Annotated in this window: 18 protein-coding genes; 11 read left to right on the top strand and 7 right to left on the bottom strand. The window is 68.4% G+C overall.

Annotation, left to right across the window (positions count from 1 at the left end):
* Positions 1-89: 89 nt before the first annotated feature.
* A complete protein-coding gene (gnd, locus tag RWS82_RS08320) occupies positions 90-1,151 on the top strand; it encodes a phosphogluconate dehydrogenase (NAD(+)-dependent, decarboxylating) (RefSeq protein WP_314648758.1) in 1,062 nt (353 codons plus the stop codon).
* A gap of 15 nt (positions 1,152-1,166) precedes the next feature.
* On the opposite strand, the gene RWS82_RS08325 is transcribed toward gnd, so the two are convergent.
* Both RWS82_RS08325 and RWS82_RS08330 read right to left on the bottom strand, forming a co-directional pair.
* Positions 1,167-1,568, bottom strand: coding sequence for a polynucleotide kinase (locus tag RWS82_RS08325; RefSeq protein ID WP_314648761.1), 402 nt, complete (start codon positions 1,566-1,568; stop codon positions 1,167-1,169).
* Positions 1,569-1,615: 47 nt separating this feature from the next.
* Positions 1,616-2,773, bottom strand: coding sequence for a DNA cytosine methyltransferase (locus RWS82_RS08330; RefSeq protein WP_314648764.1), 1,158 nt, complete (start codon positions 2,771-2,773; stop codon positions 1,616-1,618).
* Positions 2,774-2,917: 144 nt separating this feature from the next.
* On the opposite strand from RWS82_RS08330, the gene RWS82_RS08335 reads away from it, so the two are divergent.
* Positions 2,918-4,099, top strand: coding sequence for a hypothetical protein (locus RWS82_RS08335; protein WP_314648766.1), 1,182 nt, complete (start codon positions 2,918-2,920; stop codon positions 4,097-4,099).
* 349 nt (positions 4,100-4,448) lie between these two features.
* Positions 4,449-5,534 (top strand): type I restriction endonuclease, encoded by a 1,086-nt coding sequence (locus tag RWS82_RS08340; protein WP_314648768.1) that lies wholly within the window; start codon positions 4,449-4,451, stop codon positions 5,532-5,534.
* 150 nt (positions 5,535-5,684) lie between these two features.
* Here RWS82_RS08340 and RWS82_RS08345 read toward each other — a convergent pair whose 3' ends face one another.
* Positions 5,685-6,683 carry a hypothetical protein gene (locus RWS82_RS08345; protein WP_314648771.1) on the bottom strand — a complete coding sequence of 333 codons (999 nt, stop codon included), beginning with the start codon at positions 6,681-6,683 and terminating at the stop codon, positions 5,685-5,687.
* A gap of 310 nt (positions 6,684-6,993) precedes the next feature.
* Here RWS82_RS08345 and RWS82_RS08350 point away from each other — a divergent pair, with 310 nt between their 5' ends.
* The 8 genes from RWS82_RS08350 (at position 6,994) to RWS82_RS08385 (ending at position 13,309) form a co-directional block, all read left to right on the top strand.
* Positions 6,994-8,439, top strand: coding sequence for a DUF4352 domain-containing protein (locus tag RWS82_RS08350; protein ID WP_314648774.1), 1,446 nt, complete (start codon positions 6,994-6,996; stop codon positions 8,437-8,439).
* 120 nt (positions 8,440-8,559) lie between these two features.
* Positions 8,560-8,811 carry a hypothetical protein gene (locus RWS82_RS08355; RefSeq protein WP_314648776.1) on the top strand — a complete coding sequence of 84 codons (252 nt, stop codon included), beginning with the start codon at positions 8,560-8,562 and terminating at the stop codon, positions 8,809-8,811.
* Positions 8,812-8,821: 10 nt separating this feature from the next.
* Positions 8,822-9,337 carry a hypothetical protein gene (locus RWS82_RS08360; protein WP_314648777.1) on the top strand — a complete coding sequence of 172 codons (516 nt, stop codon included), beginning with the start codon at positions 8,822-8,824 and terminating at the stop codon, positions 9,335-9,337.
* Positions 9,338-9,500: 163 nt separating this feature from the next.
* Positions 9,501-10,373: a DUF2520 domain-containing protein gene (locus tag RWS82_RS08365; RefSeq protein ID WP_314648779.1), complete on the top strand. Its 873-nt coding sequence runs from the start codon at positions 9,501-9,503 to the stop codon at positions 10,371-10,373.
* Positions 10,370-11,218 (top strand): pantoate--beta-alanine ligase, encoded by an 849-nt coding sequence (gene panC, locus RWS82_RS08370; RefSeq protein ID WP_314648782.1) that lies wholly within the window; start codon positions 10,370-10,372, stop codon positions 11,216-11,218. The genes RWS82_RS08365 and panC overlap by 4 nt, the downstream gene beginning before the upstream one ends.
* Positions 11,218-11,601: an aspartate 1-decarboxylase gene (gene panD, locus RWS82_RS08375; protein ID WP_314648785.1), complete on the top strand. Its 384-nt coding sequence runs from the start codon at positions 11,218-11,220 to the stop codon at positions 11,599-11,601. Before panC ends, panD begins: the two co-directional genes overlap by 1 nt.
* Positions 11,598-12,467 (top strand): 3-methyl-2-oxobutanoate hydroxymethyltransferase, encoded by an 870-nt coding sequence (gene panB, locus RWS82_RS08380; RefSeq protein ID WP_314648788.1) that lies wholly within the window; start codon positions 11,598-11,600, stop codon positions 12,465-12,467. Before panD ends, panB begins: the two co-directional genes overlap by 4 nt.
* A gap of 518 nt (positions 12,468-12,985) precedes the next feature.
* Positions 12,986-13,309: a hypothetical protein gene (locus RWS82_RS08385; protein ID WP_314648790.1), complete on the top strand. Its 324-nt coding sequence runs from the start codon at positions 12,986-12,988 to the stop codon at positions 13,307-13,309.
* A 21-nt stretch (positions 13,310-13,330) separates the two neighbouring features.
* On the opposite strand, the gene RWS82_RS08390 is transcribed toward RWS82_RS08385, so the two are convergent.
* From RWS82_RS08390 to RWS82_RS08405, 4 genes are read right to left on the bottom strand one after another with little or no spacing between them, the layout of a single operon-like run.
* Positions 13,331-14,245 (bottom strand): metallophosphoesterase, encoded by a 915-nt coding sequence (locus RWS82_RS08390; protein WP_314648792.1) that lies wholly within the window; start codon positions 14,243-14,245, stop codon positions 13,331-13,333.
* 46 nt (positions 14,246-14,291) lie between these two features.
* Positions 14,292-15,464 carry a LacI family DNA-binding transcriptional regulator gene (locus tag RWS82_RS08395; RefSeq protein WP_314648794.1) on the bottom strand — a complete coding sequence of 391 codons (1,173 nt, stop codon included), beginning with the start codon at positions 15,462-15,464 and terminating at the stop codon, positions 14,292-14,294.
* Complete coding sequence (locus RWS82_RS08400) at positions 15,461-17,404, bottom strand: iron ABC transporter permease (RefSeq protein ID WP_314648796.1); 1,944 nt, start codon at positions 17,402-17,404, stop codon at positions 15,461-15,463. The genes RWS82_RS08395 and RWS82_RS08400 overlap by 4 nt, the downstream gene beginning before the upstream one ends.
* Position 17,405: 1 nt before the next feature.
* Positions 17,406-18,434 (bottom strand): ABC transporter ATP-binding protein, encoded by a 1,029-nt coding sequence (locus tag RWS82_RS08405; RefSeq protein WP_314648798.1) that lies wholly within the window; start codon positions 18,432-18,434, stop codon positions 17,406-17,408.
* Positions 18,435-18,463 lie beyond the last annotated feature (29 nt).

Consider the following 18,463-nt stretch of genomic DNA (forward strand, 5'->3'; position numbering starts at 1 on the left):
CGAGAGACCCTCGATGCAACGCCCTTGAGCCCGCCCACCGACCGTGCCAAGATCGCGGGCGTCTCCCACAGTCGACGGAAGGACTCCTCATGCAGCTCGCGATGGTCGGACTCGGACGGATGGGCGCGAACATCGTGCGCCGCCTCATGCGTGACGGGCACGAGTGCGTGGTCTACGACGTGAATGCGGATGCCGTGCAGGCGCTCGTCGCGGAGGGTGCCGTCGGGGCCGAGAGCATGGCCGATCTGGCGTCGAAGCTGGAGGCTCCGCGTGCGGTGTGGATGATGGTGCCCGCCGGGCTGACCGGTCGCGTCGCCGAGGAGGCGGCTGCGGCACTCGAGGAGGGCGACATCCTCATCGACGGCGGCAACTCGAACTATCGCGACGACGTGCGGCGGGCGGCGGCGCTACGCGAGCGCGGCATCCACTACGTCGACGTCGGCACGAGCGGCGGTGTCTTCGGACTCGACCGCGGCTACTGCCTCATGGTCGGCGGACCCGATGAGGCCGTCGAGCGCATCGAGCCGATCCTGAAGACCATCTCTCCCGGTGCCGGCGAGATCGAGCGAACCCCGGGTCGCACCGGCGACCTCACGCCCGAGGAGCAGGGGTACCTGCACTGCGGTCCGTCGGGGGCCGGGCACTTCGTGAAGATGGTGCACAACGGTATCGAGTACGGCATCATGGCGTCGATCGCCGAGGGGCTGAACCTGCTGCAGAACGCGGATGCCGGGGTGCGCGAGGCCGAGCATTCCGCCGAGGTCGCCCCGCTCGAAGAGCCCGAGTTCTACCAGTTCCCCATCGACACCTCGAAGGTCGCCGAGCTGTGGCGCCGCGGATCGGTGATCTCGTCGTGGCTGCTCGACCTCACCGCCGCCGCGCTCGCCGACAACCCCACTCTCGACGGTCTCGCCGGCCGCGTCTCGGACTCGGGCGAGGGCCGCTGGACGGTCAAGGCCGCAGTCGACGTGGGCGTGCCGGTGCCGGTGCTGTCGTCGGCGCTGTTCGAGCGCTTCGCGTCGCGCGGCGAAGACCACTTCGCGAACCAGGTGCTGTCGGCCATGCGCCTGCAGTTCGGCGGGCACCAGGAGCTGCCGGCCGGCGACGTGCTGGAGGCCGGCGGGAAAAAGGCGGACTCGGCGGAGAAGTAGGGCCGCGGCGGGAGCTCAGAAATCGCCCTCGGCGACCTGGAAGCAGACCAGCCCGCGCGAGCGCCACATCTTCACCACGCTGCGACGGTCGTCGACCACGCCGATGACGTCGTAGTGCGGCGCGATGAACGAGTCGTAGATCTCGGCCTTCACGATGTTGTCGGCTCGGCGGTCGCCGGTGCGGCGGAGGAGGAGACGGTCGAACGGGATGCCGTGGAACGCCAACCACGCCTCGGTCGCCCGGCGTGCGGTCTCATCACGCCCGGAGACCACGAGGAGCGCGTCGACCTCGGGATGCGCCGCAAGGGCCTGCGCGGCCATCACGACCGGGTGATGCGGGGTGTCGATCGAGACCTCCCGCATGTCGTAGGGAGAGCGGTCGCCCATGAGGGCGAGGGTGCCGTCGACGTCGAACATCCAGATGCGGGGGCGAGGAGCCGACCGCTCAGGGTGTTCGCTAGCGGTCAACCTACCGCTAGCCGTCGCGTCGTCCTTTCCTCGATGTACCCGAGCTGAGTCATTAGAGCTCGGACAACTGCCTTCCCTAGCTCAAGAGGCACAGCATTGCCGAGCTGACGCTGGACGTCGGCCCGGTTGCCAGCGATCTTGAAGTCGTCGGGGAAAGACATCAGCCGCAACATCTCAGCAACGCGCAGCCGTCGTGCTCGTTCGAGACCATCAGGGGTTTGAACGTTCTCCCAATGGAACGGCCCAACCCATGGGCCCGGCTGCGCTTGCAGCGTAGTTGACGGGCGATTCGGATCGAGCCTCAGCAGGAAGGTCCAGTAGCGGCTCCGCCACTCGAAGTGATCGCGTCCCTCATACCGATCCGTGTGCCACAGGTAGTTCTGCCCCGGAGGGACTTCGGCGGCCAGTTCTCCATACTGGCCCGCTACGATCTCGTCGCTCGCGACCCTCAAGACGGGAGGAAGACCGGCGAACGCTTGGCCGGCGGTCACGTGTGGAATCTTCGTGGAGTCGACCTTGCGATCCCGCTCGCTCCATCCGGAGTGAGTGGGTTCCGGGAACTCAAACTTTTTGCCGTCGCGCCGCCCGACAACGAAGACGCGGCGGCGGAGCTGCGGCACTCCGTAGTCGGCAGCCAGAAGCACCCTCCACTGCGGGTTATAGCCGAGTTCGGCCAACGCCTTAAGAAGACGCTCGAACTGGGCTTTATGGGTGCTATAGGTCAGGCCTTGAACATTCTCCAGTACGAACGCTTCGGGACGGGAGTCTCTGACCACGCGAACGTACTCGTCGAGGAGGGAGGCGTTTGGGTCACGGCTCTCGCGCTTCTGCTCAAGCCAAAAACCGGACTTGCTGAAGGGTGTGCATGGCGGGCCGCCCACCACCAGAACAGGCTCGGACGGGCGAAGACCGGCCGTTGCGAGGATCTGGTCAGTGGGCACCTCGCGAATATCTCCTGAGACCGTCGCCGCTCCGTCGAAGTTAGCTCGAAGGGTGTCGAGTGCCGGCTCGTTGTAGTCAGTCGCGACAGATACCTTCAAGAGGCCGCTGCCGTGGTCGCCTGAGACGAGCGGATCAGCATCGGCGCGCTCGACTGCGAGGTCCAGCCCCCCCGCACCAGAGAACAAGCTCACAACAGGGAGCTGCTCGCCCATCTGACACCTCAGTTTCGTGGTCGTGCGTGCGGCCACCAAGATAGCTACACGTCTCAACAAGTATCGTCGAGAGCAGTCTGTCTCAGGCCACCGACATGCGAGGGAGCCAGGCGACAGTCGATCAGGCGAGCGACGGGAGTGGCAGTGGGGGATGACACGATTGCGGGGCGCTCGTTCGGCGAGGTGTATCGGGTTCAGAACCGCTTTGACCTTCACGATTTCCTCCTCAACGCGGTGGAGGCCTCTGGTGGTCGGGTCATCTACGCGAGCGAACCGACGCGGGCTCCCGTCTATCTCGGCGTGCAGCTCCCGTCCGACGAACGCATCGGCCTTCTGGTGTATCCGTTTCGGATCACAAACAATCAGATCCCGAACCGGCCGCCCGACGAGGTGCGGGGTCAGCTGCGCTACGGCTCGGAAGCGAGCTGGAGGCGTGAACATCCCGTCGGTCGCGACATCGGCGGCATCGACGTAACGATGATTCTCGGAATTGACCCCATCGCCGAGGTCGCTGTCGGCCTCGACGCAACTCTGTGGGACCCCCTCCCCATGGGGATATCGTTCTACCTCAAACAGGCCGACGTAGATGCTGCGATCGCATCGGGTTGGCATGTGTGGGAGAAGAAGAACAAGCCCGGTAGGAAGCGAGAGAACGCCCGATCACCGCTCAACCTCGAGACTGTCGTCGCGTTCACTCCTCAACACTTCATCGATTACGCGCGACTGGAACGGCGGGCGACATCGTTGCGTCTAGATCCGCCTTTGCGATTCGCCGCGGCGGAAGCCATCGTGCGCGAGCGAAGTCAGCGGGAGACGCAGGGCAGACACGTCCTGGAGGAGCAGTTCGCCCTCTCGAGTGAGCAGATCCTCGACATCATCGGAGGTCGAAATCGACTCGCGGTGGCTGTCCGCGGAGGCGTTGCGGAGCACCATCTGGAGCAACAGCTAGAAGCTTCGGCGCAGGTTCTTCGCTCTCAACGCCTGGACGCTGATGCCCTTCACGACTTCGATGTCGATCTCACCGATGGTCGAGTGCTTCGTGTCGAGTGCAAGAACGCGAGTCCCAAGACCTTCGCTGATGGGTCATATCGAGTCGAGGTTCAGAAAACCCGTGCGTCGAAGGGTGATCCTGCGTCGCGCTTCTACCCCGTCGATGGGTTCGACGTTGTCGCTGCATGTCTGTTTTCCGCAACCGGTGAGTGGCAGTTCCGCTTCGCGCGTACCCTCGATCTCAAGCGCCACGAGGTGTTCCCGGACAGGCTCGCACCGATTCAGCGGATCACCGATCTATGGGTCACAGAGATTGGCGACCTCGCGACTGATTGAATAGCTGTCCCGTCACGACGTGTAATGGCACACTATCCCCGCTAGGCGCGCCCGGATAGCTCCAGCGCGAGCTTGCGTGCTTCGTCCTCCGCCTCTCCAAGCTCGCCCGATACTCTGCCTTCGTCGATTCCGGCTTGCGCACCGCAGCTCGACCCTAGGTGCGACGGCCGAGGTTCGGCGGTCAGTCAGCCGTGCCCGAAACGCGCGCTGGCCATGGGCCAGAGTTCGCGACGACGATGATCGATAGATACCGAGCGAAATCGGGACCACCAGCGCTCCGCCGTGTATCCAGTTGCATGCTTCCGCTATCGTCAGCATGAATGCGTGTTCAGCGTCGATCGGAGTAACGGTGGAGTTTTCGGAGCGTCTTGATTCCCTGGCGACCAAGGTGAAGAACCAGGCGACAGCGATCGGCACGGAGGAGGCCACGAAGAACGCATTCGTCATGCCGTTCATCTCGACGATTCTCGGATATGACGTCTTCGACCCGCTCGAGGTCGTGCCCGAGTTCACTGCCGACGTGGGCACGAAGAAGGGCGAGAAAGTCGATTACGCCATCATGCGCGATGGTGAGGTGCAGATTCTGATCGAGTGCAAGCCTTCGATGGGTTCACTGAAGATCGAGCACGCGTCCCAGCTTTTCCGTTATTTCGCGGTCACAAACGCGCGCATTGCGGTGTTGACGAACGGCGTCGTGTGGCACTTCTACACCGATCTGGACGCCCCAAACCGTATGGACTCGAAACCGTTCCTCGTCCTCGACCTTCTCGATATTGACGAGACACTCATCCCCGAGATCCAGAAGCTGAGCAAGGAGAGCTTCGACCTCGATTCGATCATCAGCGCCGCCGAAGAGCTCAAGTACATCGGCGCTCTGAAGCGCGAGATCGCCGCGCAGTTCCGCGAACCCTCCGACGAATGGGTCAAGTTCTTCACGGCGCGCGTCTATGAGGGCGCGTTCACCCAGAAGGTGCGCCAGCAGTTCACCAACCTGGTCGCCAAGGCAGCGCAGCAGTTCCTGAACGAACGAGTGAATGACCGGCTGAAGACCGCTCTCGGGGTGAGCGGGATCACACCGGTGTCCGACGTGCCGCCGACCACCAGCGCACCGGTCGTGGAGGCGGACCTCGACCGCGATACGGAGATCGAGACCACTCTCGAAGAGCTCGAGGGGTATCAGATCGTCAAGGCGATCGCGTGTGGCGAGGTGAAGCCGCAGCGTGTGACGCAGCGTGATGCGAAGAGCTACTTCGCGGTGCTCCTCGACGACAACAACCGGAAACCAATTGCGCGCCTGCACTTCAATGGCAAGCAGAAGTACTTGGGTCTTCTCGATGGGGACAAGCAGGAGACGCGTCACCCCATCACCGACCTCGACGAGATCTATGCCTTCGCGGATGGAATTCGCGAGGCCGTTCAGCGGTATAAGGACTGAAGGACGCCTGCCGCAAGCTGAAGGGCGCTGGCGACTGTTGCGGGGGGTGGCGAGCACGAGACTCTGCCGCTGAGTCTCAGATGGCGCCTAGCAGAAGGGCCTTCCGGTCGGAGCGGGCGGCAACACCTGCACGCTACCGAACAGTCTTCGTCAGTCGGTGGGTTCGGCCAGCCGATACGCAGCGCGGAACGGGCGCAGCAGCGCGGCGAGCACGCGAACAGCGCGGGGTGGTGGTACCCGCTCGGCTTCCCACCTCATTCGCGCCGCCGCCGCATGACCCGCGAGCTTCCCGAGCCGCTTCTGCGTACAGAGGCGTTCCACCCGGCGTCGTGCACGGGCCAATCCGGGAACGATGGGGGTCCACAGGCAGAGAGCGACGACCGCGGCATCCCCGAGGATGACCCAGCCCACCCACGCCCATGCCGGTCCTGACGAGAGGAAGAGGCTCGCGATTGGAAGGGTGCCAAGGGCACTGAGAAAGACCAGGAACGCCGTGCGCCAGCCTCGCGAACGGCGCGATTCGCTCTTGTCGGCGGAAGAGAGCCACGAGAAGACCAGCATGGCGGGCCCGACCATCAAGATCACGCTCATGAGCACGAAGTTGACGGTGACGGCGTCATCGATCCCCCAGATCGCAGACGCGGTCGTGACGATCACCGCCGCGGGCAGCACGACCGAGATGCCCAGCAGGAGCAACAGGGTCGGTATGACCCGTCGCGCGGTCCCCTCGGCGCGCCACGCCGCTCCGAGCGAGCTCACTGCCGATCGCTCGGCCGAACGCTGCCTGTCGCGCGCAAGCCGGAAGAGCGCGGCGGGGTCTTCCCGGCGCGGTGGGGCCATGACCTCAGCGCGGATGATCGACACGAAACCCACCAGTGCGGCGAACAGCACCAGCGCCAGATCCGTAGGGCGAGCGAGGGCGACGAGGACGGCGAAGCTCAGCACCACCATGAGTGCGAACCGGATGCTGTGGGCGATCAACCTGTCGGCGTGAACTTCGTCGGCGGTGGCCGTCGCGCGGGACTGACCGCTTCGCTCGAGGACGGTGAGGATCACGGTGAAGAACAGGAACGCCGGAGAGTATGCGGGGAAGGCGAAGGCCAGCATCGCGTCGGAGACCGCCTCGGCGGCCGGTTCGAGTCCCGCCATCCGGAGCGTGAAAGGAACGCACAGCACCACGACGTTTCCGACGGCGGCCAAGATGACCCACGCGACGCATCTCAGGGCGAATGCGCGAAGTTCGGTGTACGGAGGGGCGGAGGAACGCGCAGACATCATGCGTCTTCCTTACCGGTGGCCGCCGACGTTCGACAACGGTAGACCGCGAGGCACATCGATGTTCCATAACGGGCACGTCCCGTCAGGCAACTCCGAGATCAGGCCGAGCCACCCCCAGCTCCCGAGTAACAACCTCGCAAACTCCCTCACGCGCTTCACAGCGTTCTGCCAGGATTGACGCATGACTACACCGAACAGCACTCCCGCGGGCTGGTACGACGACGGCTCCGGGCGCCAGCGCTGGTGGGATGGTCAGCAGTGGGGGATCTTCGCCGACGAGTTCGACGCGCAGGCTTCCACGACTGACGATTCCGCCTCCGTCGACGCGTCTTCCACCGAAGGCGCGGATGCCTCAGCCGCGAACACCTCGGCCGCGAACGACGCGCCCGCGTCCGACACGTCGGCCTGGGCCGCTCCGTCGGATGCCTCCGCCACGACGCCCGCGAACAACGCCGCGCCCTCGCACGACGCGCCGAACGACGCCCCGGCCGCGGACTCCTCCGCCACCCCGTCGTACGAGGCTCCCGGCACCGCGACCCCGGCGTACGAGCCGCAGGCGACCGAGACCCCGTCATACGAGTCGCCCGTCGCCCCGGCCCCGCCGGCGTACGAGGCCACCCAGCCTCCCGCCTACGATGCGCCGTCGGCTCCGTCGTTCACGGCTCCCGGAGCATCCGCATCCGACGCCCCCGCCTACGCCGGCGCACCCGCGTACCAGGCGCCCGGCACCGCGAACCCGTACGGCACCCCGGGAACCCCCGGCACCCCGAACCAGGCGTACCCGGGCGCGGCCCCGTCGTACCCCGGCTCCGGCGCCCCGGCCTACCCCGGCGCATACGGCGCAGCGCCCGCGGGACCGAAGAAGCTCAACATCGTGGCCCTGATCTCGGCGATCGTCGCCGCGGTCGGCTTCATCTTCGCGTGCATCCCCGGCGCCCTGTTCATCGGCTGGATCCTGCTGCCGATCGCGTTCGTGCTCAGCATCGTGTCGCTCTTCCTCAAGGGCGACAAGAAGTGGCTCGGATTCGTCGGCCTCGGCCTGTCGATCCTCGGCACCATCGCCGGATTCATCGTGTTCTTCGCGGTGCTCGCCAACTCGTTCGACCAGGCGTTCGGCGGCAACGACGACACCACGGTCACGCAGCCGTCCGACGAGCCCGACGATGAGGGCTCCACCGACGAGGGCACCACCGAGGAAGACCCGAGCGCAGCCCAGGGCTCGCGCGAGAACCCGTACCCCCTGGGCTCCGAGATCAGCAACAGCGACTGGACCGTCGTCGTCAACTCGGTCAACCCCGACGGCAACGCGGTCGTCTCGGCGGCGAACCAGTTCAACGAGCCCGCCCCGGCCGGCTCGCACTACGAGATCGTCAACCTCACCGTCACCTACAAGGGTGCCGACTCGAGCTACGCGGCCGAGGTCATGGTCGACGCCGTGCTCTCGTCGGGTTCGGTCGTCAGCTCGTACGACGCGCTCGTCGTGCTCGAAGACGACCTCGGCTACGACGAGCTCTACGCCGGCGGCACCGTCACCGGCTCGATCGCGTTCCTCGTGCCCGACGGCGACACCTACCTGCTGCGCGTCGCCCCCGGCATCCTCGCCGACGACGTCTTCATCAAGCCGTAACCCGCTTCATCGACGAAGCCCCGGCGCGCACGGCGTCGGGGCTTCGTTGCGTCTCGGGGCGGCGGGCGCTCGCTCGGTCGGGCTCGCGGCATGCTGGAGAACAGGCGCGAGAGGGGCACGATGTCGACAACCAGCGGATGCCCGTGCGACCAGTACCCCGGCAGCGATCGCACCGACCCGAACGACGAGGAGCGCGCCGGCCGCGTGCGCATCGTCTCGACGAGCGAACCCGGGTGGTCGATGACGTACGAGGTCGAGTGCGTCGCGTGCGCACGCCGCTTCCGCGTGACGCAGGTCGACGGCCCCGCGCTGCACTGGCGGTGGGTGCCGCGCGCCGAGAAGCGGAAGCGGGGCGCGCGCACGACGCCGTAGGGTGTCCGCCATGGGTTCTCGCTACGACGTTGCTCTGTTCACGGGTGTCACGATCGACGCCTTCGCTGCGGCCATCTCTGACAGATATGCGGTGACGGATCGGGTCGAGGGTCCATGGCGGTCGCACGACGTGACCGTCGCCGCGATCAATGTGAAGGGTCGTCCGGCCGTCGTGGTCGCCAGCGCCCCGATGAAGACGCCGCGGGGAATCGACACGCGTCTCGCCCGGCGTCTCGGCGCGACGGAATGCGCCTTCGCCACGGTCTGGGACAGCGTCTCGACCTACGAGCTCACGGTCGTCGGCGACGGCGTTGACCGGACCCTCACGGTCGAATCCGACCTCGACGATGAAGCGCAGGAGCCGGTGCGGACCGCCTCGGGCGACCCACTCCCCGAGGAACCCGCGGGCACCGATCTCGACGAGTCCTTCATCCAGACGGTCTTCACCGGCCGCTACGGGGTCGACCCGGGCAGCCTCGCCGGTGTGGGGGAGTGGTACGCGATCGAGAAGAACGCAGCGGGCTGACGTCGGGAGCTGGAGCATCCTGACGGCCCGAGGGCGCAGTGTGGCTCGAAAATGAGCAGTGGCTTCGGTTAAGACTTGGCATATTGATCTCCGCGTTGGACACGGATGCCCTCACCGTCGGATACTCGACGCACCGTGCCGCCGTCCCCGGCGCGGCCTCCTCATGACCCAGACCTCCCCTCCCACGCCTCCCGCGCGCGTGCTCGTCATCGGTGCGGGCCGGCTCGGAACGGTGCTCGCCCGAGCGCTCGCCGCGGCATCCGTCGTCGCCCTCGGACCCGTCGGTCGCGACGACATCTTTCCCCAGGCCGACATCGCCCTGCTCGCGGTGCCCGATGCGCAGATCGCGGATGCCGCGCGGCGGGCCCGCGCGCACGCGCCGCTCGTCGGACACGTGTCGGGGGCGACGCCGCTGACCGACGTCGACTTCGGGCTGCATCCGCTGCAGACGTTCACCGGGGATGAGGCACCCGACGTGTTCCACGGGCTCGGCGTCGCGGTGAGCGGACGCACCCCGTACGCCCTCGCGATCGCGATTGGACTCGCGCGCACCCTGGGCGCTGAGCCGTTCGAGATCGACGACGCCCACCGCGCCGAGTATCACGCGGCCGCATCGTTCGCCTCGAACTTCGTGCTCACCGTGCTCGACTCCGCCGAGCGCCTGGCCCGTGACGCGGGCCTCGACCGCGAACACCTTGCCCCGCTCGTGCGCCGCACGGTCGACAACTGGGTTGCCGATGGCGCGGCCTCCACTCTCACCGGACCCATCGCCCGCGGCGACACCGACACCGTCGAGCGACAGCGCGCCGCCGCATCCGCCGCCGGTCTCGGCCCGCTGTTCGACGCCCTCGCCGCCGCGACCAGAGACCTCGCCGCCGCGAGCCGCGACCTCGCCTCCGCGAGCCGCGACCTCGCCGCCGCGACCCGCGACCTCGCCGCTGCGAGCCGCGACCTTTCCGACGAAGCACACGCCCTCGCTGCCGCGACCCGAGACCTCGCCGCCACCCCCACCCTGCACCAGGAAGGCCGCGCATGAGAATCGCCCGCACGATCGCCGAGGTGCGCGCCGCCGTCGACGACGCGAAGCAGCGCGGCCACCGCGTCGGCCTCGTGCCCACGATGGGCGCGTTCCACGAGGGTCACCTCTCTCTCATGCGCCGGGCCCGCGCCGAGAACGGACTCGTCGTCGTGTCGCTGTTCGTCAATCCGACCCAGTTCGCGGCGAACGAAGACCTCCGCACCTATCCCCGCGACGAGCGGCGCGACGCGGCGCTCGCCGCAGCCGAAGGCGTCGACGTGCTGTTCGCCCCCGACCCCGCGGAGATCTACCCCGACGGTTTCGCGACGACCATCCACGTCGCAGGGCTCACCGAGGTGCTCGACGGCGCGAGCCGCCCCGGCCACTTCGATGGCGTTGCGACGGTGGTGACGAAGCTGTTCGGCATCGTGCGCCCCGACGTCGCCTACTTCGGCCGCAAAGACGCGCAGCAGGTGCTCGTCGTGCAGCGCGTCGTGCGCGACCTGAACCTCGACGTGCGCATCGAACCGTGCCCGATCGTGCGCGAACCCGACGGCCTCGCCATGAGCTCGCGCAACATCTACCTCGACGCGCATGCCCGTGTCCGCGCGACCGCCCTGCACCGAGCCCTCGACGCGGCCGCGGCGGTGCATCGCGACGGGGTGCGGGATGCCGAGGGCATCCGTTCGTCGGCCCTGTCGGTGCTGGCGGATGCCGGAATCGACCCCGAATACCTCGAACTGCGCGACGCCGACTCCCTCGCCGCCGTCGACCGGGTCGAGCGCGATGCGCTGCTGCTCGTCGCGGCCCGTGTCGGCGCCGCCCGGCTCATCGACAACCTCCTGTTGAAAGGCGACGTCTGATGCGACGCACCATGCTGAAGTCCAAGATCCACCGGGCGACCGTCACCGGCAGCGACCTGTCGTACGTCGGCTCGATCACGATCGACCCCGACCTGCTCGAGGCCGCCGACATCCTGCCGCACGAGCAGGTGCACGTCGTCGATGTCGACAACGGTCAGCGCTTCGTCACGTACACGCTGCTCGGCGAGCGCGGATCGCGCGTCATGCAGGTCAACGGCGCGGCGGCGCGGCTGGTGCAGCCGGGCGACACGATCATCGTCATCTCGTATGCCGAGTACTCCGCGGCCGACCTCGCCGACTACGCGCCGACCGTCGTGCACGTCGACCGGGCCAACGAGATCGTGCGCGTCGACGACGCGGTCGGCGAGCTGGTCGCGCGATGAGCGCGCACCCCGCGGCGCGCCCGCGCGTGACCCTGGGCGACCTGGCGGCGAAGAAGCGCGCCGGCGAACCGCTGGTGATGGTCACCGCCTACGACCACCCGGGCGCGCGCATCGCCGAAGAGGCCGGCGTCGACCTGGTGCTCGTCGGCGATTCGGCGGCGATGACGGTGCTCGGATACGACAGCACCGTGCCGATCACGGTCGACGAGATGCTGATGCTGACGCGAGCAGTGCGCCGCGGACTCGACGGTCCGCTGCTCGTCGGTGACCTGCCGTTCGGCTCGTACGAGGCATCCGACGCGCTCGCGCTCGCCACCGCCCAGCGCTTCGTGAAAGAGGCGGGCGTCGATCTGGTGAAGATCGAGCGCGGCGGCACGACCGTCGACCGGGCGCGGGCTCTCGTCGCGGCCGGCATCCCCGTCGTCGGGCATGTCGGACTCACCCCGCAGACCGCGACGGCCCTCGGCGGCTACCGCGCGCAGGGACGATCGGCCGAGGCGGCGATCGCGCTGATCGACGACGCGATCGCCCTGCAAGAAGCGGGGGTGTCGTTGCTGGTGGTCGAGGCGGTGCCGGCCGAGGTCACCGCGGCGGTGCGAGCACGGATCGACGTGCCGGTCATCGGCATCGGTGCGGGATCGGATGCCGACGGCCAAGTGCTCGTCTTCCACGACCTGCTCGGACTCACCGAGGGCCCGGCCGCGCGGTTCGTGAAGCGCTACGCCGACCTGCGCGCGGCGGCTGTGGCGGGTGTCGCGGCGTATGCGGGCGAGGTGCGGTCGGGCGCATACCCCGCGCCGGAGCACACCTACGGGATGCCCGCTGCCGAAGCCGCGCGCCTCACGGAGCTGCTCGCCGCCCGCTGACGCGTGGCTCGCGCGGTCGCTCGCCGTTCTGGGCCATTCGGTCGCGCGTGTGGCTGCTTCGCGCGCTCGCGGGCCGTTCCCGTCGCGCGAGTGGTCGTTCTGGGGGCTGAGAGCAGCCGTTCGTGCGACGGGAACGCACGCCGAGCGGGGCGACGATGCTCCAGTCGCGCGAGTGGTCGTTACGGGTATGCGTAGGATGCTCCGGTCGCGTGAGTGGCTGCTGCGCGCGATCGCGGGCCGTTTCGGTCGCGCGAGTGGTCGTTCTGGGGGCTGAGAGCAGCCGTTCGTGCGACCGGAGCGTTGCCCGGCGAGGGTGGGCTGTTCCGGTCGCGTGAGTGGTCGTGCCAGGCGCTCGCGGGCCGTTCCGGTCGCGCGAGTGGTTGCTCTGGGGGCTGAGAGCAGCCGTTCGTGCGACTGGAGCATCCGGTGCAACTCCGGGGCGGAGCATCCGCTACCGGTATACCGGCGAGAGCGCTTTCGCTAGTCTGGGGGCGACCACGATCAGGGGAGGGACCGCGATGTCATCCGAAGCCACCACCACTTTCCACTCGAGGGCGGATGCGCCGACCACCGCGGGCGTGATCCAGCGCGTGCTCGCCGACAACAAGGCCACGGTGCTCGGTCAGAGCCCCGATGGCGCGGTGATCGACTTCCAGACCCGCAAGACGATGCGGAACTGGGAGCTCCTCGGGCGCGCGACGGTCACCCCCGCAGCCGCCGGGTCCGAGGTGCACCTGTCGCTGAACGTGCACCACAACCGTCCGCCGGCTCTCATGGACGGCGCGAAGAACCGCAAGGCCCTCGAGAAGCTGGTCGGCCAGATCCAGTCCGCCCTGCCCTGACTCGCGCACACCGCCCGCGCACTACCCCCGCTCGCGCCAGCCGATCCCGACGCCGGCGATGCGGCGGGCGGCGTCGTCGGGGGCCACGGGCTCGCCGACGGTCGCACCACGCTCGAGCGAGACGACAGAGTGCACGATCGAGTCGGCGTACACGTGCACGAGGTTGTAGCCCTGCGCGGCGTCCTGCCCGCGGGTCGCACCGACGGGCTGTGCGAGGTCTTGCCCGTAGGCGCTCGACGACGCCACGGCCACCGGAATGCCGACGAACGTGCCGAACGACGGGTGGTGCACGTGTCCCGACAGGATGCCCCGCACGTCCGACCCGCGCAGCACCGCGGCCAGCGCGGGCTGATCGCGCAGCTCGACCGTCACCGCGAGGTCGAGCACGGTCGGCAGCGGCGGATGGTGCATGAGCAGCAGCGTTCCGTCGGGCGCAGGGGTCGCGAGTTCGTCGGCGAGCCACGACAACTGCGCGGCGGTCATCTCCCCCCAGTGCGACCCCGGCACGTTCGAGTCGGCCACGATCACGCGCAGCCCACCGAACCAGCGCACCTCGGTGATCGGGGCATCCGCGGCATCGACATCGTCGGTCGAACCGGCGGCGGCGGCTCCCAGAGTCAACTCGGTCCGCATCGCGGCCCGCGAGTCGTGGTTGCCCGCAGCCCACACGACCTCGCAGCCCAGGGCCTCTGCCGCCGGCTCGACGAGCGCGCGCAGACGCCGGTACGACGACGCGTCGCCCCGATCGGCCATGTCGCCCGTCATCAGCAGCGCGTCCGGCCGCAGACCCGACTCGACGAGACGGGCGAGCATGAGCGACAGGTTGGCGTCAGCATCCGTCCCGCTGCCGTACAACGGAGCGGGTTCACCAGGCAGGTGCGTGTCGGAGATGTGCACGAAGGTGTGCGACGGGCGGGGGTGTTCGGTGAGGATCATGTCTCTTCCTGGTCAGCGAACGGGCACAACGGAAAAACGGAGAACGTCAGACGGCGGCGGCGGTGGCCCCTTCCACCAGCGATCCGGAGAAACCTCGACGCACGGGTTCGCCGTCGACGTCGCCGGACAGCAACCGCTGCATGGTCTCGACGGCGGCCTCGGCGACCTTCTCGACCGGAATGCGCACGGTGGTGAGGCCGAGCAGATCGGCACCGGGCAGGATGCCGTCGCAGCCCGTGACACTCACATCGCCGGGCACGCTCAGCCCCGCCGCTCGGGCAGCCCGCATCACGGCGAGCTGACGGTAGTCGGAGGCGCACAGCACGGCGGTGGCCCCGGCATGCACCGCCTTCAGGGCCTCGTCGACCCCGTCGGACGGCGCGGCGCCGACCGACAGCATGGTCACGGCGACCCCCGCCGACACCAGCGTCTCGCGCATCGCGAGGGCACGGAGGTGCTCGGTGTACGAGGCGTCGGCGCTGCCGGCCAGCACCACGACGCGCGTGTGGCCGAGTGCGGCGACGTGCGCGGCGAGCATCCGCCCATGCGCCGGGTCGTCGTAGTGCGCGGAATGGATGCGCCCCGACTCCTCGATGCGCCCGGCGCGGAGGATCGGCACCTGGTCGGCGAAGCGCTCCAGCTGCGCCGATCCGATGCCGCCGGTCGCGACGATGAGCCCGGCGACGCGCATGCCGAGCAGGCGGTCGAGCGCGCCGACCTGCTTCGCGCCCTGCTCGTCGGCGCCGATCGTGACCGTCACCAGGTCGAGCCCGCGGCGGTGCGCTTCGTCCTGCAGACGGGAGAAGAGCAGACCGTACGCGGGGTTGCTCGCATCGCGCAGCATGAGGCCGACGGTGTCGGTGCGCCCGGCGGCGAGCTCGGCCGCCATCGTGTTGCGCACGTAGCCCAGCCGCTCTGCCGCGTCGAGGATCTTCGTCTGCGTCTCGGGGGCGAACCGCCCCTCGCCCTTCAGCGCGCGCGTCGCCGTCGCGCGGGAGACACCGGCCGCAGCCGCGACGTCACTGATCGTGACGCGCAGCGCCGGGGTCGCCGCGTCGCGGGTCGCGCCCGCACCCCCCGCGGCTGTCCCGGAGCGGCCGGCGTCGGCGCGGCGTGCACCCTCCTGCGCCGCGTCCGTCGTCCGCGGCTCCCCAGCCGCGGCATCCGTCCCGTCCCCCTCCGCGACCGTCTCCGGCGCGGTGTCTTCCGCCCCCGTCATGCGCGATTCCTCCGCTTGCGGGGCCCTCCGGCGCGCGATCCTCGTCCGTACACGAGATACATGGTGACACCCATGATGATCATGAGCAGCACGGTGTAGACGAACGTGATCGGCATCGCGTCGAGGTTGTTCTCGCCGCGGGTGCTCTCCTGAATCGCGACACCCAGCGGCTTGTACAGCGGGTGGTACAGGAAGATCGCCGCGTCGTAGTCGTCGAGCAGGCTGTTGAAGTTGAGTGCCGTGATCGCCGCGGCCGTGGGCAGCACCAGCGGGATGAGCACCCGGCGGAACGTGGTGAGCGACTTCGCCCCGAGGATGCGCGAGGCGTCTTCGAGCGAGTCCGGCACCGACGCGAACCCGGCCTTGAGCAGACGCAGCGTGAACGGGATCTTCACGCTGATGTACGCGATCAGCAGCAGCACGGGGGTGCCGGTCAGCACGATGCCGCCGACGATGCCCTGCGGGCGGTCGAACGCCATGACGAGCGCGAGGGCGATGAGCACGATCGGCAGGATCCACGGGATGTGCAGCACGTACTCGATCGCCGTGGTGAGCACGTTGCGGTGCTGCTGCAGCATGCGCGCCACGAACAGCAGCCCGCCGACGACGATGATCGACGCGAGCGCGCTGTAGACGACGCTCACGATGAACGGCCGCAGCGCCTCGGCGCTCGAGAACACGGTCACGTAGTTGTCGAGCGTGAAGCTGTCGAACGTGATCGACCCCGCCAGGATGCTGCGCGCATCGACGAACGAGAAGATCACGATGAGCACCACGGGGATGAGGTAGATCACCCACAGCAGGTACGCGACCACGTGCACCGCGAGGTTCGCGAACGGGTTGCGGATCTGCTGCTTCTGGATGGGCGTCGCGACCTTCGCGACCGAGAAGTACACGCCCGACTTCTCAGCGCGGTTCATGATCGCGAGCAGGATGATCGTCGCGACACCGAGCACGATGGCGAGCAGGGCGGCGATGTCGCGCGTGATGGGGCTGCGCGACAGGTCGATGATGAGCGGGGCCACGGTCTGGAAGTCGGGACCGCCGAGCACGAGCGGAGCGGTCAGCGCACCGAGTCCGATGAGGAACGTGAGCACTGTGACGGCGAACAGCATGGGCTTCATGACCGGCAGCACGATGCGCCGCAGGATGGTCCAGGTGGATGCCCCCATGAGCTTCGCCGCCTCGATCGACGCGTAGTCGACCTTCGCGAGAGACGAGGAGAGGAAGAGCATGTGGTTCGTGGTCGTCGCGAACGTCATCACGAACACGACCGCGAAGTAGCCCGAGAACCAGTCGCGGTCCATGTCGGGATTGATGTTCACGAGCAGGTTCGTGACGAAACCGAACTTGCCGTAGATGAAGTTGTAGCCCGCGGCGAGCACGATGCCGCCGTAGATGAGCGTCGTGGCGTAGCCCAGCCACAGCAGCTTCGCCCCTCGCACCTTGAAGTACTGGGTGACGAGCACGATGAACACGCCCACCACGTTGACCGTGATCGACAGGGTGATCGCCAGCAGGAAGCTGTTGCCCAGCGTCTTCAGGGCGCGCTCGCTGCCGAGCAGCTTCTCGATCGCCCGCAGGCTGAACTGCCCGTCGGGGAAGAACGTCGTGCCCAGCAGCGCCGTGTTGGGCAGCACGAGGAACGCGGCGGCGAACCAGATGACGACGACGCCGGTCACCCAGGCGAGCGGCGAACGGAGCATCGAGCGGATGCTGCCGCGACGGCCGCGCTTCGACGAGGGGCGTCCCTCGGCGGCCTCTTCGACGTCGACCGCGGTGGCGGTGAGAGCGCCGGGGGTGTCGGTCATCGCCGCGGACGGCGGCGGGACGGGGCGGCCGGAGCGGGTCGCGTCGGCGTCGCGGCCGCCGACCGGGCGCCCGGCTGTCGTGTCGCGGTCGGCATCCGACGCGTGCGGACGGTTCTGGTCGTCGCTCATGTCACGCCGCCGGGTACTGGAGGATCCACCGCGGGTCGACGCCGACCTGCACCGCGTCGCCGGGCTCCCAGGCCCGGGCGCTCGCGGCGGCCGGCACGCTCACGCGCAGCGGGGCATCCGCCGCGGTCACCGTGTAGACGCTGTGGCTGCCGTGGTAGGTGCGCTCCGTCACGCGGCCCTCGAGCGTCGCCGGGGCGGTGGTCGGGGCATCCGCCGAGGCGAGGGCCAGCTTCTCGGGCCGCACGTAGCTCTCGGCCGTCGTGTCGAGCCCGGCTCCGAGGCCCGTGAGCTGCGCCGGGGTGAGGCGGTTGTTCTCGCCGATGAACCGGCACACGAACGGGGTCGCGCTGCGGTCGTAGATGTCTTCGGGGGTGCCCACCTGCTGCAGCGTTCCCGCGTCGAGCACCGCGATGCGGTCGCTGAGGGTGAGCGCCTCCTCCTGGTCGTGCGTGACGTAGACGGTGGTCACGCCGACCTCGTGCTGCAGCTCCTTGAGCTGCTCGCGCAGCTGCACCCGCAGCTTGGCGTCGAGGTTCGACAGCGGCTCGTCGAGCAGCAGGATGCTCGGCGTGAGCGCGAGCGCGCGGGCGATGGCGACGCGCTGCTGCTGCCCGCCCGACAGTTCCGAAACGTTCTTGTCGAGCTGCGACGAGGCGAGGCCCGTGCGGTCGGCGACCTCGTCGACGCGGCGGCGCTGCTCGGCCTTCGAGACCTTCTGCGCGCCCTTCTGCACCGTGAGGCCGAAGGCGATGTTGTCGCGCACGTCCATGCTGGGGAACAGCGCGTAGTTCTGGAAGACCATGCCCACGCCGCGCTTCTCGCTCGGCACGCGCGTGACATCGCGCCCGTCGATGAAGATGCGCCCGCCGGTGGGCTCGATGAATCCTGCGAGGGACCGCAGGGCGGTGGTCTTGCCGCACCCGGAGGGACCCAGGAGGGTGAAGAACTCACCCTCCCGGATCTCCAGGTTCAGGTGCGAGACCGCACGGTGATCGCCGAAGGCGACCTCGACGTCGTCGAAACGGATCATGGCGTTTTTCCTTCTGCCGTGGTTCTTGT

Origin of the sequence: uncultured Microbacterium sp., from assembly GCF_963528945.1 — a bacterium.
Taxonomy (GTDB): Bacteria; Actinomycetota; Actinomycetes; order Actinomycetales; family Microbacteriaceae; genus Microbacterium.

Bases quoted from the DNA above. Each gene is read 5' to 3' on its own strand.
- RWS82_RS08325 (WP_314648761.1), bottom strand. From the start codon at position 1,568: ATGTTCGACGTCGACGGCACCCTCGCCCTCATGGGCGACCGCTCTCCC.
- RWS82_RS08390 (WP_314648792.1), bottom strand. From the start codon at position 14,245: ATGATCCTCACCGAACACCCCCGCCCGTCGCACACCTTCGTGCACATC.
- RWS82_RS08395 (WP_314648794.1), bottom strand. From the start codon at position 15,464: ATGACGGGGGCGGAAGACACCGCGCCGGAGACGGTCGCGGAGGGGGAC.
- panB (WP_314648788.1), top strand. From the start codon at position 11,598: ATGAGCGCGCACCCCGCGGCGCGCCCGCGCGTGACCCTGGGCGACCTG.
- RWS82_RS08405 (WP_314648798.1), bottom strand. From the start codon at position 18,434: ATGATCCGTTTCGACGACGTCGAGGTCGCCTTCGGCGATCACCGTGCG.
- panC (WP_314648782.1), top strand. From the start codon at position 10,370: ATGAGAATCGCCCGCACGATCGCCGAGGTGCGCGCCGCCGTCGACGAC.
- RWS82_RS08330 (WP_314648764.1), bottom strand. From the start codon at position 2,773: ATGGGCGAGCAGCTCCCTGTTGTGAGCTTGTTCTCTGGTGCGGGGGGG.
- panD (WP_314648785.1), top strand. From the start codon at position 11,218: ATGCGACGCACCATGCTGAAGTCCAAGATCCACCGGGCGACCGTCACC.
- RWS82_RS08365 (WP_314648779.1), top strand. From the start codon at position 9,501: ATGACCCAGACCTCCCCTCCCACGCCTCCCGCGCGCGTGCTCGTCATC.
- gnd (WP_314648758.1), top strand. From the start codon at position 90: ATGCAGCTCGCGATGGTCGGACTCGGACGGATGGGCGCGAACATCGTG.
- RWS82_RS08345 (WP_314648771.1), bottom strand. From the start codon at position 6,683: ATGGCGGGACTCGAACCGGCCGCCGAGGCGGTCTCCGACGCGATGCTG.
- RWS82_RS08355 (WP_314648776.1), top strand. From the start codon at position 8,560: ATGTCGACAACCAGCGGATGCCCGTGCGACCAGTACCCCGGCAGCGAT.
- RWS82_RS08360 (WP_314648777.1), top strand. From the start codon at position 8,822: ATGGGTTCTCGCTACGACGTTGCTCTGTTCACGGGTGTCACGATCGAC.
- RWS82_RS08350 (WP_314648774.1), top strand. From the start codon at position 6,994: ATGACTACACCGAACAGCACTCCCGCGGGCTGGTACGACGACGGCTCC.
- RWS82_RS08385 (WP_314648790.1), top strand. From the start codon at position 12,986: ATGTCATCCGAAGCCACCACCACTTTCCACTCGAGGGCGGATGCGCCG.
- RWS82_RS08400 (WP_314648796.1), bottom strand. From the start codon at position 17,404: ATGAGCGACGACCAGAACCGTCCGCACGCGTCGGATGCCGACCGCGAC.